The organism is Pseudomonas palmensis (genome assembly GCF_017848315.1).
In the GTDB taxonomy this organism is placed as follows: domain Bacteria; phylum Pseudomonadota; class Gammaproteobacteria; order Pseudomonadales; family Pseudomonadaceae; genus Aquipseudomonas; species Aquipseudomonas palmensis.
Map to the genome: position 1 here is coordinate 61,443 of NZ_JAFKEC010000023.1, position 15,156 is coordinate 76,598.

At 64.6% G+C, this 15,156-nt stretch carries 14 protein-coding genes and 1 pseudogene; 5 read left to right on the forward strand and 10 right to left on the reverse strand.

What is annotated here, in order from left to right; all coding sequences use genetic code 11:
• A complete protein-coding gene (gene paaG / locus JZZ72_RS14320; RefSeq protein WP_210014628.1) occupies positions 1-792 on the reverse strand; it encodes a 2-(1,2-epoxy-1,2-dihydrophenyl)acetyl-CoA isomerase PaaG in 792 nt (263 codons plus the stop codon).
• Positions 793-836: 44 nt separating this feature from the next.
• Positions 837-1,610: a 2,3-dehydroadipyl-CoA hydratase PaaF gene (gene paaF / locus JZZ72_RS14325; protein ID WP_210014629.1), complete on the reverse strand. Its 774-nt coding sequence runs from the start codon at positions 1,608-1,610 to the stop codon at positions 837-839.
• Between the two features lie 261 nt (positions 1,611-1,871).
• On the opposite strand from paaF, the gene paaY reads away from it, so the two are divergent.
• From paaY to feaR, 3 genes are all read left to right on the forward strand, one after another.
• The gene (gene paaY, locus JZZ72_RS14330) at positions 1,872-2,468 is read left to right on the forward strand and encodes a phenylacetic acid degradation protein PaaY (protein ID WP_043863012.1); all 597 of its coding nucleotides are present in this window, start codon (positions 1,872-1,874) and stop codon (positions 2,466-2,468) included.
• A gap of 73 nt (positions 2,469-2,541) precedes the next feature.
• Entirely contained in the window at positions 2,542-3,465 is a 924-nt protein-coding gene (gene paaX / locus JZZ72_RS14335) for a phenylacetic acid degradation operon negative regulatory protein PaaX (RefSeq protein WP_054915441.1), read from the forward strand.
• A gap of 66 nt (positions 3,466-3,531) precedes the next feature.
• Positions 3,532-4,440, forward strand: coding sequence for a transcriptional regulator FeaR (feaR, locus tag JZZ72_RS14340; protein ID WP_104573051.1), 909 nt, complete (start codon positions 3,532-3,534; stop codon positions 4,438-4,440).
• Positions 4,441-4,463: 23 nt separating this feature from the next.
• Here feaR and JZZ72_RS14345 read toward each other — a convergent pair whose 3' ends face one another.
• The 7 genes from JZZ72_RS14345 to JZZ72_RS14375 form a co-directional block, all read right to left on the reverse strand.
• Positions 4,464-5,963, reverse strand: coding sequence for an aldehyde dehydrogenase family protein (locus tag JZZ72_RS14345; RefSeq protein WP_210014630.1), 1,500 nt, complete (start codon positions 5,961-5,963; stop codon positions 4,464-4,466).
• Between the two features lie 179 nt (positions 5,964-6,142).
• Complete coding sequence (locus tag JZZ72_RS14350; protein WP_043863016.1) at positions 6,143-6,571, reverse strand: MarR family winged helix-turn-helix transcriptional regulator; 429 nt, start codon at positions 6,569-6,571, stop codon at positions 6,143-6,145.
• Positions 6,564-7,649 carry a uroporphyrinogen decarboxylase gene (gene hemE, locus JZZ72_RS14355; protein WP_054915444.1) on the reverse strand — a complete coding sequence of 362 codons (1,086 nt, stop codon included), beginning with the start codon at positions 7,647-7,649 and terminating at the stop codon, positions 6,564-6,566. Before hemE ends, JZZ72_RS14350 begins: the two co-directional genes overlap by 8 nt.
• A 27-nt stretch (positions 7,650-7,676) precedes the next feature.
• The gene (rpe, locus tag JZZ72_RS14360; RefSeq protein WP_043863018.1) at positions 7,677-8,363 is read right to left on the reverse strand and encodes a ribulose-phosphate 3-epimerase; all 687 of its coding nucleotides are present in this window, start codon (positions 8,361-8,363) and stop codon (positions 7,677-7,679) included.
• Positions 8,364-8,375: 12 nt separating this feature from the next.
• Positions 8,376-9,302: an alpha/beta fold hydrolase gene (locus tag JZZ72_RS14365; protein WP_210014631.1), complete on the reverse strand. Its 927-nt coding sequence runs from the start codon at positions 9,300-9,302 to the stop codon at positions 8,376-8,378.
• A gap of 58 nt (positions 9,303-9,360) precedes the next feature.
• Positions 9,361-10,938 carry a class I adenylate-forming enzyme family protein gene (locus tag JZZ72_RS14370; protein ID WP_196932349.1) on the reverse strand — a complete coding sequence of 526 codons (1,578 nt, stop codon included), beginning with the start codon at positions 10,936-10,938 and terminating at the stop codon, positions 9,361-9,363.
• Complete coding sequence (locus tag JZZ72_RS14375; RefSeq protein ID WP_210014632.1) at positions 10,925-12,541, reverse strand: phosphopantetheine-binding protein; 1,617 nt, start codon at positions 12,539-12,541, stop codon at positions 10,925-10,927. The genes JZZ72_RS14370 and JZZ72_RS14375 overlap by 14 nt, the downstream gene beginning before the upstream one ends.
• Before the next feature lie 451 nt (positions 12,542-12,992).
• Here JZZ72_RS14375 and ccoN point away from each other — a divergent pair, with 451 nt between their 5' ends.
• Together ccoN and JZZ72_RS14385 are read left to right on the forward strand one after the other, a co-directional pair.
• Positions 12,993-14,420 carry a cytochrome-c oxidase, cbb3-type subunit I gene (gene ccoN, locus JZZ72_RS14380; RefSeq protein ID WP_210014633.1) on the forward strand — a complete coding sequence of 476 codons (1,428 nt, stop codon included), beginning with the start codon at positions 12,993-12,995 and terminating at the stop codon, positions 14,418-14,420.
• Positions 14,421-14,430: 10 nt separating this feature from the next.
• Positions 14,431-14,643 (forward strand): hypothetical protein, encoded by a 213-nt coding sequence (locus JZZ72_RS14385; RefSeq protein ID WP_054915446.1) that lies wholly within the window; start codon positions 14,431-14,433, stop codon positions 14,641-14,643.
• Positions 14,644-14,915: 272 nt separating this feature from the next.
• Here JZZ72_RS14385 and JZZ72_RS14390 read toward each other — a convergent pair.
• Positions 14,916-15,156: pseudogene (locus JZZ72_RS14390) on the reverse strand (LacI family transcriptional regulator); the annotation flags it as partial.

A 15,156-nucleotide genomic window follows, 5' to 3' on the forward strand; every position in this document is an offset into this window, starting at 1 on the left:
TCAGCACCCCTTGAACACGGGGGCGCGCTTGGCCATGAAGGCGGCCACGCCCTCGCGGTAGTCCTCGCTGCGCCCGGCCAGGCGCTGCAGGTCGCGCTCCAGGTCCAGTTGCTGGTCAAGGTTGTTTTCCAGGCTGGCATTGAGCCCGCGCTTGATCAGTGCCAGGCCCGAGGTGGGCTGTGTCGCCAGCTGTCGCGCCAGGCCCAGGGCCTCGTCGCGCAGGGCCTCGTCGTCGACGCAGCGGTAGATCAGCCCCCACTGCTCGGCCTGCTCGGCCGACAGCTTGTTGCCCAGCAGCGCCAGGGCCTTGGCCCGCGCCACGCCGACCAGCCGCGGCAGGAACCAGGTACCGCCCGAGTCGGGCACCAGGCCGAGTTTGCAGAACGCCTGGATGAAGCTGGCCGACCGCGCCGCCAGCACCAGGTCGCAGGCCAGCGGGATGTTCGCCCCGGCGCCGGCGGCCACGCCATTGACCGCGCAGATCACCGGCAGCGGCAAATCGCGCAGGGCGCGAATCAGCGGGTTGTAGAATTTTTCGATGGACTCGCCCAGGTCGGGCATCTGCGCACCGGGCGCGACGTTGCGGTCGGACAGGTCCTGCCCGGCACAGAAGCCGCGCCCCTCACCGGTAAGCAGCAGCACACGCACCTGGGCATTGGCGCGTACCTGCTTGAGTGCCTCCTTCACTTCGGCGTGCATCTGCGCGTTGAAGCTGTTGAGTTGCTCGGGACGGTTCAGGCGCAGAAAGGCCACGCCGTCGTCTATGTCGAAAAGAATGTGCTCGAAGGTCATGACCAGTACCGCTCGCAAGGTTGAAGTAAAAGGGGCCGGCGCACTCAGCGGCCGGTGAACACCGGTGCGCGTTTTTCGCGAAAGGCACTGATGCCCTCGCGCCGGTCATCGGTGGCGGCCAGCACGGTGAAGGCGTGGCGCTCGAAACGCAGGCCGCTGGCAAGGTCGGTGTCCATGGCCTTGAGCAGCGATTCCTTGGCCAGGCGCACGGCCAGCGGGGCCTTGCGCGCGATGGCCTGGGCGATCTGCACCGCGCGCTCGACGGTGAATTCGGGTTGGGTGATTTCGCTGACCAGGCCGGCCTGTTGCGCGGTGCGCGCATCGATGGGCTCGCCGGTGAGCACCATCTGCATGGCCATGGACTTGCCCACCGCGCGCAGCAGACGCTGGGTGCCGCCGGCGCCAGGCATGATGCCCAGGTTGATTTCCGGCTGGCCGAAACGCGCATCCACGCCCGCCACGATGATGTCGGCGTGCATCGCCAGCTCGCAGCCACCGCCCAGGGCAAAGCCGTTGACGGCCGCCACCAGGGGCTTGCTGAAGCGGCTGATCTGCTGCCAACAGGCAACACGCGGGTCGTTGAGGATGCCCACCGCATCGCGCTCGGCCATCTCGTTGATGTCGGCGCCGGCGGCAAACGCCTTGCGGCTGCCGGTGAGCACCACGGCGCGGCAGCTGTCGTCACGCTCCAGGCGCTCGAGTTCGGCTGCCAGCTCGCCGAGCAGGCGGGTGTTGAGGGCATTGAGCAACTCGGGGCGGTGCAGCGTCACCAGGCAGATGCCGGCGTGGGAGTTATCAAGCAACAGGGTGTCAGGCATGACGGTCACCGCACGGGCCAGTCGAGGCTGGCTGTTATTGTTGGGTCGAGGCCGATTGCGGCAGAGTATAGCCACAATACGATACACAAAATCAACATTACTGCGACTTGTCTGTGTCTATTTGTTTTCCATGCGTGCCAAACAAACCCAGCAAACACTGCGCTTATAGCGAGTAAAGCGCCAAGAAGCGATACATCGAAGCATTGCAAACAAGTAACAATACGTTATATTCGCTGTCATCCCCGTCCACAGGAAACCGACATGACCTGCTACAGCCTTGGCGGAATCACCCCGGTCATCGACCCCAGCGCCTACGTGCACCCTTCGGCGGTGCTGATTGGCGACGTGATCGTTGGCCCCGACTGCTATGTAGGCCCGCTGGCCAGCCTGCGCGGCGATTTCGGACGCATCATTCTCGAACAGGGCGCCAACCTGCAGGACACCTGCGTGATGCACGGCTTCCCCGACAGCGACACGGTGATCGAGCGCAACGGGCACGTGGGCCACGGCGCCGTGCTGCACGGCTGCCGCATCGGTGCCGATGCGCTGGTGGGCATGAATGCGGTGGTCATGGACGGCGCCGTGATCGGCGCCTGCTCGATCGTCGGCGCCACCGCCTTCGTCAAGGCCGGCTTCGACTGCCCGCCCCGCTCGCTGGTGGTGGGCTCGCCGGCCCAGGTCAAACGCAGCCTGAGCGACGCTGAAGTGCACTGGAAGCAGGGCGGCACGGGCGAGTACCACGCACTGACCCGGCGCTGCCTGGAGCAGATGGTGGAATGCAGCCCCTTGAGCCAACCCGAACAGGACCGCAGACGTGTCAGCGACAGTACGTTCCGCCCGAAAAACCACACGGCCTGAAGTGCCGGCGGCAACGCTGGCCTTGAAGGACAAACGGCAGTTATATTCCGGGGTTTCACCCAGCGGATCCTCCATGTCGTCGCTCGCGCCCCTCAATCAGCTCGTCACCCGTTTCCAGGAACAGATCCCGATCCGTGCCAGTTCGCTGATCGTCACCCTGTATGGCGATGCCATCGAACCCCACGGCGGCACCGTGTGGCTGGGCAGCCTGATCCAGTTGCTCGAGCCCTTCGGCATCAACGAGCGGCTGATCCGCACCTCGATGTTCCGCCTGACCAAGGAAGGCTGGCTGACCGCCGAAAAGGTCGGCCGGCGCAGCTACTACAGCCTCACCGGTGCCGGGCGGCGGCGTTTCGACAAGGCCTTCAAGCGGGTGTACAGCTCGGTGGTGCCGCAGTGGGATGGCTCCTGGCACCTGGCGATGCTCACCCAGCTGTCTGCCGACAAGCGCAAGCAGGTGCGCGAAGAGCTCGAATGGCAGGGCTTTGGCGCCATCTCGCCGGTGGTGCTGGCCAGCCCGCGGGCCGACCGCACCGACATCAACGCCACCCTGCTGGACCTGGACGCGCTGGAAGACACCATCCTGTTCGAGACCACCGGCCAGGACGTGATGGCCTCCCGCGCCTTGCGTGCCCAGGTGCGCGAAAGCTGGCGTATCGAGGAACTGGGGGCGCAGTACAGCGAGTTCATCCAGCTGTTTCGCCCGGTGTGGCAGGCGCTGCGCGAGCAGGACAGCCTGCAGCCGATGGACTGCTTCATGGTGCGCCTGCTGCTGATTCACGAGTACCGCAAGCTGCTGCTGCGCGACCCGCACCTGCCCGACGAACTGCTGCCGGGCGACTGGGAGGGCCGCGCCGCACGCCAGCTGTGCCGCAACCTGTACCGACTGACCTGTGCCCCGGCCGAACAGTGGCTGAGCAGTGCGATGGAAACCGCAGACGGCCCGCTGCCCGATGCCAGCGAAAACTTCTACCGGCGCTTCGGCGGGCTGCGCTAACCTGCAGCGCGTGCCCCCAGCCATCACATGCACCCTAACAACAATGCCAGGTGTGAGGTGTGACCCATGAATACCGCTACTGCCCAGCAGCACTTCCAGCAATGGCTGGCCGACATCAACCATGCCTGCGGCGAGTTCGACGGTGCCGCGCTGGGGGATGCGTTCAGCGGTGAGATTCGCCCCCGCCAGCTGGGCGCCCTGCGCTTCAGTCACGTGAGCAGCTCTCACGCGCGGCTGCTGCGCACGCCGCGCGAGGTGCAGCGCAGCAGCGAACACAAGTACTTTGCGGTGTTCCAGCTCAAGGGCATGGCCAACATGGCCCAGGACGACGCCCGCGAAGTGCTGATGCCGGGGGACATCCTGCTGATCGACAGTGCACGCCCCAGCGACTTCACCTTTGGCGATACCTCCCAGCAGATCTCGCTGATACTGCCCCACGACCGGGTCGACCAGCTGCTGCGCTTCACCCCGGTGGAGATCGGGCGCAAGATCCCGGCCGGCTCGCCGGTCGCCCTGCTCGCCCAGCAGATGCTGTTGTCCTCGACCCAGCTGGACGAGGTGAGCCTGGCCGAAAGCGAAGCGGTGATCGATGCGCTGATCAGCCTGATGCGCCCGGCACTGTGCGGCAGCGACAGCAACCCCGACCCGCATGAACGCATCTTTCGCAAAAGCCTGGCGCTGATCGAGACGCACATTGCCGACGAGGCGCTGTGCCCGGAGATGATCGCGCGCGACATCGGCGTGTCGATGCGCGGGCTGTACCGGGTGTTCGCCAAGAAGGGCCTGGTGATCGCGCAGTACATCAAGAACCGGCGCCTGGACATCTGCGCCGAAACCCTGCGCAACCCGCAGTCGACCCTCAAGCTGTCGGCGCTGGGGTACACCTGGGGCTTCTCCAACAGCAGCTACTTCACCACCGCGTTCAAGCAGCGCTTTGGCGTATCGCCCGGCGAGTACCGCAAGCGCTACAGCTGAGCGCCTGCGGCCTGCCAGCCGCCTCAGTGGCGGATGCACACCGACTTGGTCTCGGTGAAGGCGTCCAGCCAGTCGACGCCGAAATCACGCCCGGTACCGGATTGCTTGAAGCCGCCAAACGGCATGTTGGCATCGATCAGGGTGTGGCTGTTGACCCACACGGTGCCGGCCTCGATGCGCGGGGTGAGGTCCATGGCCGACTTGAGGCTGGTGGTCCACAGGCTGGCGGTCAGGCCATAGTCGCTGTCGTTGGCGCGGGCCAGCGCTTCTTCCACATCGGCCACGCGGGTCAGGCTCAGCACCGGGCCGAACACTTCGCTGCGGGTCAGGCGCAGGTTGTCGTCGGGGTTGAGGATCAATGACGGGCTGACGTAGTAGCCATTGGCATCCGGCGCGCTGGCACCGCTGATGATCTGCGCGCCCTGCTCGCGGGCATCGGCCAGGTAGGCCTGCACCGACTGCTGGTGCGCGCCGGAAGCCAGGGCGTTGATCTGCGCACTGGGGTCCAGGCCCGGGCCTACGCTCAGCCCCTTGATCGCCTGCTCGAAGTCCGCTGCCAGGCGGTCGAACAGCGGCGCCTCGACATAGATACGCGAACTGGCGGCGCACACCTGCCCCTGGTTGAGGAAGCTGCCCATCATCAGGCCTTCGATCACCTGCTGCGGATCGGCGTCGGCCAGCACGATGGCCGGGTTCTTGCCACCCAGCTCCAGTGACAGGCGCGTCAGGCGGTCGACTGCCGAACGGGCAATGTGCTTGCCGGTGGCGGTAGAGCCGGTAAAGCTGATCTTCGCCACCCGCGGGTGGCTGGTGAGGGCGCTGCCGCATACGCTGCCGCTGCCGGTGATCAGGTTGAACACGCCGTCCGGGATGCCGGCCTCGGTGGCCAGCTCGGCCATGCGCATCAAGGTCAACGGGGTGATCTCGGAGGGCTTGATGACGATCGAGCAGCCGGCCGCCAGGGCGGGCATCACCTTCCACATGCCGATCATCAGCGGGAAGTTCCACGGCACGATGCCAGCCACCACGCCGACCGGCTCCTTGCGCGTATAGGCGGTGTAGCGGGCGCCTTCGGGCACCGGGATCGACACATCCAGGGTGCGCCCGCAGATCTTGGTGGTGAGGCCGGCGGTGTAGCGCATCCAGTTCAGGGTACTGCCGACTTCGAAGGCGCGGGCGATGTTGATCGACTTGCCTTGTTCCAGGGTTTCGAGCTGAGCCAGCTCTTCACCGTGCTGTTCGAGCAAATCGGCGTAGCGCAGCAGGATACGCTCGCGCTCGGCCGGGGCGCGGCGCGCCCACACGCCACTGACGAATGCCCGATGCGCCGATTGCACGGCCTGGTCGACATCCTCGGCGCTGGCATCGGGGGTCACGGCAATGGGTTGGCCGTTGGCCGGGTTGAAGACGGTAAGGGTCTGGCTGGAGGTGGACGGCCGCCAGCCGCCATTGATGTACAGGCCGTGTTGGCGTCCGAGAAAACGCTGGACACTGGCTAGCAGGGTTACGGTGCCGGCAGTCATGAACACTCCTTTTGTTATGGTTGGGAACATCCCAGGAGAGTGTATGGCGCCGCCGCAGGCGGGATGTTTCGCTGGCTGCCAGGGTGGTTGGCGGGTGTGCCAATGTGGTGGGTGGTGTGGCTGTTCGCCAGCAAGGCTGGCTCCTACAGGAGCAGGCCTTGCTGGCGAATGGGTGCGGGTCAGCGCAGGCGGGTACGGATCCGGTGGCACACGTTGAGCACCTGCTCCACCTCGCCCTCGCCCAGGTCGATCTTGCACGCCATGTTGCTGAACACCTGCGCCGCCTCGGCCTTGAGCTCACGGCCCTTGTCGGTCAGCAGCAGGTTGCGTCGGCGTCGGTCGCTGGGATCCAGGTACACGGTGATGAACCCCGCATCCGCCAGGCGCTTGACGATTGGCGTCAACGTGCCCAGGTCGAACAGGGTGAGCTCGCTCAAGGCGCTGATCGACACATCATCCTTGCCCCACAACCCGGCCATCACCAGCAGTTGCGGGTAGGTGACGCCACGTCGCTTGAGCGGTTCGGCATAGTCCCGAACCATGGCGTTGGCTGTCGAATACAGCGAGAAACACAGCATCTTGTCGAAGTCGAACGTCGGGTCAAGCATGCACACCTCCCGCGACGCGGCTGTAGTGATGCACCGCGTCGACCAGTACTGCAACCGCCTCTGGCGAAGTGGCCGGCGAAATGCCCTGCCCCAGGTTGAACACGTGGCCGAAACCGGCCGCTGGTGGTCCGAACGTCTGCAGGGTGCGTCGCACCTCGCGGCGAATGCTCGCCTCGTCTGCCAGCAGCACGGCCGGGTCGAGGTTGCCCTGCAGCGCCACGCAGTTGCCCACCAGCTGGCGTGCCAGCGCCAGGTCACACGTCCAGTCCAGGCCCAGCGCATCGGCGCCGCTGTCGGCCAGCGGGCTGAGCCACTGGGCGCCACCACGGGTATGCACGATGGAGGGAATGCGCACGCCATGCTGGGTCTTGTGCAGGCGCGCCAGCACTTCACGCAGGTAATACAGGGAGAAACGCCGATAGGCAGCGTCGGCCAGCACACCGCCGAAGCTGTCCACCAGCATCACCGCCTGGGCGCCGGACTCGATCTGTGCATTGAGGTCGGCAGCCACCGCGTGACCGAGCACCTTGAGCAACCGGTGCAGCAGTTCCGGGCGACGGTACAGCATCTTCTTGATCAACTGGCAGTCGCCCGGCGGGCCACCCTCGACCATGTAGCAGGCCAGGGTCCAGGGGCTTGCGGCAAAGCCCACCACCGGCACCTTGCCCTCCAGTTCGTGACGCACCTGGGCAAGGGTCTGGTAGGTGTGCTCCAGCGCCTCGGGTTCGGGTACGCGCAGGCGCTCGATGGCCGCCTCGTCACGCAAGGGGTGACGAAAGCGCGGGCCATCGCCGTTCACGCAATACAGGCCCAGCCCCATGGCGTCGGGCAGGCTGAGCATGTCGGCGAACACCACGGCGGCGTCCAGGCTGAAACGGCGCAGCGGTTGCAGGCTGGCCTCGGTGGCCAGGTCCGGGTTCTTCACCAGGTCCAGGTACGAGCCGGCCCTGGCACGCAGGGCACGATGCTCGGGCAGGTAGCGGCCGGCCTGGCGCATCAGCCAGACAGGCGTATGCGCCGTGGGTTGGCGCAGCAAGGCCTTGATAAACGTATTATTGTGCAAGGACGGGTAACTCATGCTGGTTCGCGAAATTCACTGCACAGCTCATGACTGGCGCCGCGGGGCGGCATCGGCAATCGTGCTGCGCAAGGCGTGGAGCGTGGCGCGGTAATCGGGCTGGGAAAAGATCGCCGTACCGGCCACGAACATGTCGGCACCGGCCGCAGCGACCTGGCCGATGGTGTGAAGGTTGACCCCGCCATCCACTTCCAGGCGGATGTCACGGCCACTGGCATCGATCAGCTTGCGCGCTGCTTCGATCTTGGGCAAGACCGCCGGGATGAACGACTGCCCGCCGAAGCCGGGGTTGACCGACATCAGCAACAACAGGTCGAGCTTGTCGAACACATACTTGCATTCCTCCAGCCCTGTGGCCGGATTGAAGGCCAGGCCCGCCTTGCACCCCAGATCCTTGATCAGTTGCAGGGAGCGGTCCAGGTGAACGGTGGCCTCGGGGTGAATCGAGATGTAGTCGGCACCCGCCTCGGCAAATGCCTGGATCATCGGGTCCACGGGGGTGACCATCAGGTGCACATCCAGCGGCGCGGTGATGCCGTAGCTGCGCAGGGCCTTGCAGAACTGCGGCCCCATGGTCAGGTTGGGTACGTAGTGGTTGTCCATCACGTCGATGTGGATGACGTCGGCACCGGCAGCCAGAACCCGCTCGGCTTCCTCGCCCAACCGGGCAAAATCGGCCGCCAGCATCGACGGGGCAATCCAGAACTCTTTCACACGCCTACTCCGTTACTCATTGGCTATTCGTCGCACCGGGCCCTGCTCGCTTTGCGCAAGGGCGGTGTTGATCTGTGCGATCAGGCTGTCACTTGCCGCTTCGAGATGAAAATGGTGCCCGCCATCATGCCAGTGCACACGGCTGGCCCAGGGCAACGCTTTTTTGCGCTTGTCGAATTCCGGGCCGGCAAACAGGCCCTGGCGCCCGAGCATCACATGCAGCGGGCAACTGATCTGGCGCAGGAAGTCGCAGGCCTGACGCTCGGTCAGCTGCATCGGTTCGGGCAGCACCAGCCGCGGGTCGTGACGCCAGCGGTAGCCATCCCCCACGCTGAGCAGGTCGCGCATGGCCAGCAGGCGTGCCGAGGCCGGCGAGAGCAGGCCGTCTATACTGTTGCGCCGCTCGTTGACCGCCGCCTCGACGCTGCTGAACTGCACGCTGTCGGGGGCCGAGAACCCATGCAGGCGGGTGCGCAGGGCCAGGCGCATCAGGCGATGGGCCTTCTTCAGGTGCTCCACGGTGTCTTCTTCGGCGATGGTGAACGGAGCGCCCATGCCATCGAGGAAGATCATGCTGTCGATGGACTTGTTCATCGCCCCCAGGATCGACGCGATGCCGCTGCCCATGGAATGGCCGATCACCGAAAAGCGCTTCCAGCCCATGCACTCGACCAGGGTATTCATGTCGTCGGCATGTTCCCACAGATAGTAGCCACTGTCGGCACGCCGATGGTCCGAGCGTCCGTGCCCGGCGAGGTCCGGTGCCACCACGAAGCAATCCTTCAGGTACGGCGCCACCTGTTCGAACGAGGCGGCGTTGTCCAGCCAGCCATGCACGGCCAATACCGGATGAGCCCCCTCCTCGCCCCAGACCCGCAGGGCAAACGTCTGCCCGTTGACGTCCAGGGTCTGGTCCCTGCCTTTATTGCCAAGACGCATGTAGATACTCCCTGCGTAAGCACTGTTTCGAGGTAACGGGCAACACCCGCAGCGCCTGTCAGCCGGCGGCCGCCAGCTGCGCCGAGCGTGCCGTGTGTTGCAACTGCTTGAGGTCGAACTTGCCGTTGGCGGTGCGCGGCAAGGTGAGCTCGATACTGATTGCCAGTGGCACCTTGTGCGGCTCGAGCCCGGCGCGGCAGCGTTCGAGCAACTGCTCGGCGCTGAGCGTGACGCCCTGGCTCAAGGTCACGAAAGCCCACAGCCCTTCGCCGGCCGCAGCATCCTCGACACCGACCACCGCTGCCGCGTCGATGCCTGCCATGGCATAGAAGAAGTCTTCCACTTCCGCCGGGCTGACCTTCATGCCGCGGGACTTGATCACGTGGTCCATCCGGCCTTCGAAATACAGGTAGCCGTCTTCGTCCAGGTGGCAGTAGTCGCCGGTATGCAGCACGCTCTCCCCGGGATAGGGGCCGGGCTTGAGCTTTTTCGCCGTGGCCTGCGGGTTGCGCCAGTAGCCGGCCATGACCGTGGCGCCGCGAATCACCAACTGGCCCACCTGGTGGGCCTGGTCGATGCGCTGGCCGTGCTCGTCGATCAGCCACAACTCGGTGTTGGGAATGGCGATGCCGACGCTGCCCGGCTTGCTGTCGATGTCCTCTGGCGGCAGGTAGGTGCAGCGCTTGCACTCGGTCAGGCCGTACATGGAGAAGATCTGCGCCTGCGGAAACAGCGCCTTCATCTGCGCAATGTGCGGCGGCTTGAGCGCCGCGCCGGTATTGGTGACCATGCGCACGTGCTCGAAACTGGCGTTGCGCTTGCTCGCGTACTCATGCAGCAGCATGAGCATGGTGGGCACGAACGGGATGACCGTGATCTGGTACTGGCGGATCTTCTTGATCAGGAAGATCGGCCAGGTGAATTCCTTTTCCAGTACCAGGGTGGCGCCCGCGCTCAGCGCCATGATCATCTGGTACAGGCCATAGTCGAACGACAGCGGCAACGAGCAGAGCACGTGGTCGCTGTCGTTGTAGCCCAGGTAGGTGTGCAGCGACGACAGCGCCGCGAGCATGTTGCGATGGGTCAGCATCACGCCCTTGGGCTCGCCGGTGGACCCGGAGGTATAGATGATCGCGGCCAGGTCCAGGTCCAGCGTGCCGCAAGGCACCGGAGCTCCGTTGCCCTGCACCAGCACACCCTCGAAGGTGCGTGTCAGCGCCGAGTCGGCCTCGCCGTCCAGCAGCACGATGGTGCGCAGGTACGGCAGGCTCGGGGTGTCCACCGACAGGCTGGCGAACTTCTCCGAGGTGGTGATCAGCACCGAGGCCTCGGCGTCCCGCACGATGTAGTCAAGGCCCTCGGCGTGGGTCTCCAGGCCGACATTGACCACCACGCCACCGGCCTTGAGCACACCCCAGAAGGCACAGATGGTTTCTACCCGGTTGCCCAGGCACAGCACCACCCGTTCCTGACGCTGCAGGCCACAGGCCTGCAAGCCCGAGGCCAGCCGCGAACTGGAATCGTCGAGGTCGGCATAGGTGTAGGTTTCATCGGCATAGATGACTGCCGCCTTGCGCGGGTACAGGCCGTTGCTGGCCTCCAGTACCTGCTGCAGGAGCACGCTAGACCGGCTCATACTGTACCTCTGGCTGGCCTTGCGAGGCGGTTTCGGGGGCGTTCTGGCGGTTGGCGTCGATGTACTGCGCCAGCGTCGTCACGGTATTGAAGTGCCCGGGGGCAATGGTGTCGGGGTTGACGAAGAAGCCTTCGATCTCGTCCTCCAGGCTGACCAGCAGCTCCATCGAGGTGAGCGAGTCGAGCCCCAGGTGGTCACGCAGGTGCGAGTCGGCACGCACCTCGGTACTGGCTGGCAGCTTGAGCACCACCCGCAGGATCTCGATCAGTTGCGCCTGCGTGGCGCCGCTGGCCGTCACGCCCGGTGCGCTGCTGGCGACAGGTGCGCTGGCCGGGGCGGCGAGCATGTCGTCCAGCGCCACGTCGGCGTGGCTGTCGCGGATCTCCAGTGCGGTCTGACGGGCCCTGGCCAGGAACAGGCGGCCGTGGCTGACGATCACCTCGGCCGGGTGACCATGGCTGTGGAACAGGGTGGGCGAGGCCGTGGGGCCATAGGCACCGGAGGCCGTCACCGCCAGCAGGTCGCCTTCGCTCAGGGTCTCGATGCGCACGTCACGCCCCAGCAGGTCGTCGGGGCTGCACAGCGGGCCGGAGATATGGTACTCGCGCAGCGGCGCGCCATTGCTGCCGGTGGCGTGCACGATGCGGAAGTTGCGCTTGAGCACCTGGCCGCTGCCCGCCGCGGCACCGTGGCAGTTGGTGCCGCCGTCGGTCACGGCGAAGGTCTTGCCGTGGTTGTGCTTGATGTTGTCGACGGTGACCAGCAGCGCGCCGCATTTGCCGGCCACGAAACGGCCGGACTCGACGATGATGCGGGTACGCGGGAACTGGCGATGGAAACTGTCGAACAGCGGCGCCAGCAGCTGCTTGAGCTGACGGGTGTCGAGTTCCTTTTCGTTCTCGTAGTACTTGATGCCCAGGCCGCCGCCGACGTCGACCATGCTCAGGTCCAGGTCGTAGCGAAGGGTGAGGTTGCGGTACAGGTCGAGGATGTAGCTGGCATTGTCATACACCGACTGGGCGTCGAGGATCTTGGTGCCGTTGTAGACGTGAATGCCCTTGATATGCAGGTTGGGCAGCGCCAGGTACTGGCCGAAATTGGCCACTGCGGTGTCTTCCTCGATACCGAAGTGGGTCGGGCGCCCGCCCATCTTCCAGGGCGAGCCCGAGGCCGAGAAATTGGGATTGATGCGAATGGCCACCGGTGCGGTACAGCCCAGCGAGCCGGCCAGGGCAGAGAGCGCGCGCAGTTCGGTTTCGGATTCGACGACGATGGCGAACACCCCCACTTCCAGCGCCCGGCGGTGTTCCTCGGGCTTCTTGTAGGGGCCCAGGAAAATGATGTCCTGGGGTGCAACGCCCGCCTTCAGGGCGATTTCCAGCTCGCCCAGCGAACAGACCTCGGTGTTGCCGCCGTACGAACGGATCAGCTTCACCAGCGACAGATTCGGATTGACCTTGAGCGCGTAGAAGATATCCACGCAGTCGGGCAAGGCGTCGCGCAGTTCATTGAAACTGCTGCGCAGCACCGCCTCGTCATACAGGTAGGTAGGCGTACCGAATGTCGCCTTTGCCTGGAGGACCAATTCTTTGGAAAGCTTCATCTGTTGCTCCCTTCGTTATTATATTTTCCGGTGCCGAATGCGTGCGCGGGATGCGCACCTGCGTCGTCCCGTTAGCCCTGGCGCGTTAAGTGTCGTATCGGATCGCGCAACGCCTGCAACAACGACAGAAAGCCCCTGCCTGCAAAACTTTGCGCGCAAAGTTTGTGAAATTCTCTACTGCGTTTCGCGGTGATGTCAAGATAATTCCAATGAACCCTGGCTGCGGCCGATGGTCACCCCGTTGACGGCGATTTAGGCCGCATAACAGCGTTCAAATGTCGCACCTGTTACAGATCAGTAGCGCTTTTGCCCAATGAATACAGGGCTTTTATCTGATCCGTATATAAGGCCTGTTTCTGAGTCTGTTTTGTCTGCGGCAGGCTTTCTAGAGTCAGCGCCTGTGCTCGTCCCGTCGGGGGGTGGGCTAGGAAGGAAACGCGGATAAACAGCCATGAGTACTCATCAACAGGCACAGGCCTACAACTACAAGGTGGTCCGGCAGTTCGTGGTCATGACGGTGGTGTGGGGCATCGTCGGCATGGCCATGGGCGTATGGATCGCCTCGCAACTGGTCTGGCCGGAGCTCAACCTGGACCTGCCCTGGACCACCTTCGGCCGCCTGCGCCCCCTGCACACCAGCCTGGTGATCTTCGGTTTCGCCGGCAGCGCGCAATTTGCCGCCAGCTACTACGCGGTGCAGCGCACCTGCCAGGTACGCCTTTACAGCGACTGGCTGACCGCCTTCACCTTCTGGGGCTGGCAGGCGACCATCGTGATCATGCTGCTGAGCCTGCCCCTGGGCCTTACCACCACCAAGGAATACGCCGAGATCGAATTCACCGGCGCGGTGTGGATGGCAATCGTGTGGGTGGCCTATGGCGTGGTGTTCTTCGGCACCCTGCTGCGCCGCAAGGGCACGCACATCTATGTCGGCAACTGGTTCTTCGGGGCCTTCATCGTGGTCATCGCGATGCTGCACGTGGTCAACCACCTGTCGATTCCGGTCAGCTGGTTCAAGTCCTACCCGGTGTACGCGGGGGCCACCGATGCGATGGTGCAGTGGTGGTACGGCCACAACGCGGTGGGCTTCTTCCTGACCACCGGCTTCCTGGGGATGATGTACTACTTCGTGCCCAAGCAGGTCGGCAAGCCGGTGTATTCCTACCGCCTGTCGATCGTGCACTTCTGGGCGCTGATCACCCTGTACATCTGGGCAGGCCCCCACCACCTGCACTACACCGCCCTGCCCGACTGGGCGCAGTCGCTGGGCATGGCGATGTCGATCATCCTGCTGGCCCCGAGCTGGGGCGGCATGATCAACGGCATGATGACCCTCTCGGGCGCCTGGCATAAGCTGCGCAGCGACCCGATCCTGCGCTTTCTGGTGCTGTCGCTGGCGTTCTACGGCATGTCGACCTTCGAAGGCCCGATGATGGCGATCAAGACCGTCAACGCCCTGTCGCACTACACCGACTGGACCATCGGCCACGTACACGCCGGCGCTCTGGGCTGGGTGGCGATGATCACCTTCGGCGCGCTGTACCACATGATTCCCAAGGTGTTCGGCCGCGAGAAGATGTACAGCATCGGGCTGATCAACCTGCACTTCTGGCTGGCCACCATAGGTACCGTGCTGTACATCGCCTCGATGTGGGTCAACGGCATCACCCAGGGCCTGATGTGGCGCGCGATCAACGACGACGGCACCCTCACCTACTCGTTCGTGGAGGCACTGATGGCCAGCCACCCGGGCTTCATCGTGCGCTTCGTCGGTGGCGTGTGCTTCCTGAGCGGGATGCTGCTGATGGCCTGGAACACCTGGCGCACGGTACGCGTGGCAGACCCGAAACTGGCACTGGACAACGCGCAGATGGCGTAAGGGGCAGCGAATGAACGGCTGGGCATATGGGTTGTATTGCGTGACCGGACTGGTGTTCTTCTACCTGATCACCAGCGCCTGCCTCAGGCGCCATAGCGACCAGGTGGATGACCAGGCAAGCCTCATACCCTTTGCCGATGACCCGGTGGTGGCGCGCCGGGTCGAGCAGGCCATCGGGCGACCGGTGCCTGCCGAGGCACCGGAGGCTTTGCTGAAGGCTTGAGGGTGGTGCTGTACCGGCATGTCCGCAAGAGCGGGTTGATTCGCTCTTGCGGCTTGGCCTATTGGTGACTGACCCAGTAAACCGCCGTCACGACCACCAGTACAATCAGGCAGAGTATCGCCCACGCATCGACACTGCTGTCCGGCTTGCTTGCCTTGCTTGGATTTCCCATTGCATTGCCTCTTGTTGTGGTTATGGGAATGCACTGCACCTGATGCAGTTAAGTCCAGCAATGCCCTTTGCTCAAGCAGGGTTTTTGTACAGCTCGTCGGTTAGTAGTCCATCGCATCCTTCAGGAACGGGTATCGATACCCTGGCGCCTTGCCAACGGCGCTGACCCCCTTGAAATCCAGCCCATAGTCGCCCTGCTGTTCAAGCGTGAGCCAGCGCCGTGCCTTGACCGCATCGATCAGCTGAAGCACCGGCACCGGCCGCGGCCGGGCGAGCAACTGACCGATCGGCACGCCCTGCGCATCATCGTGCAGCAGCACCATGGCCCACCCGCCCAGAGAA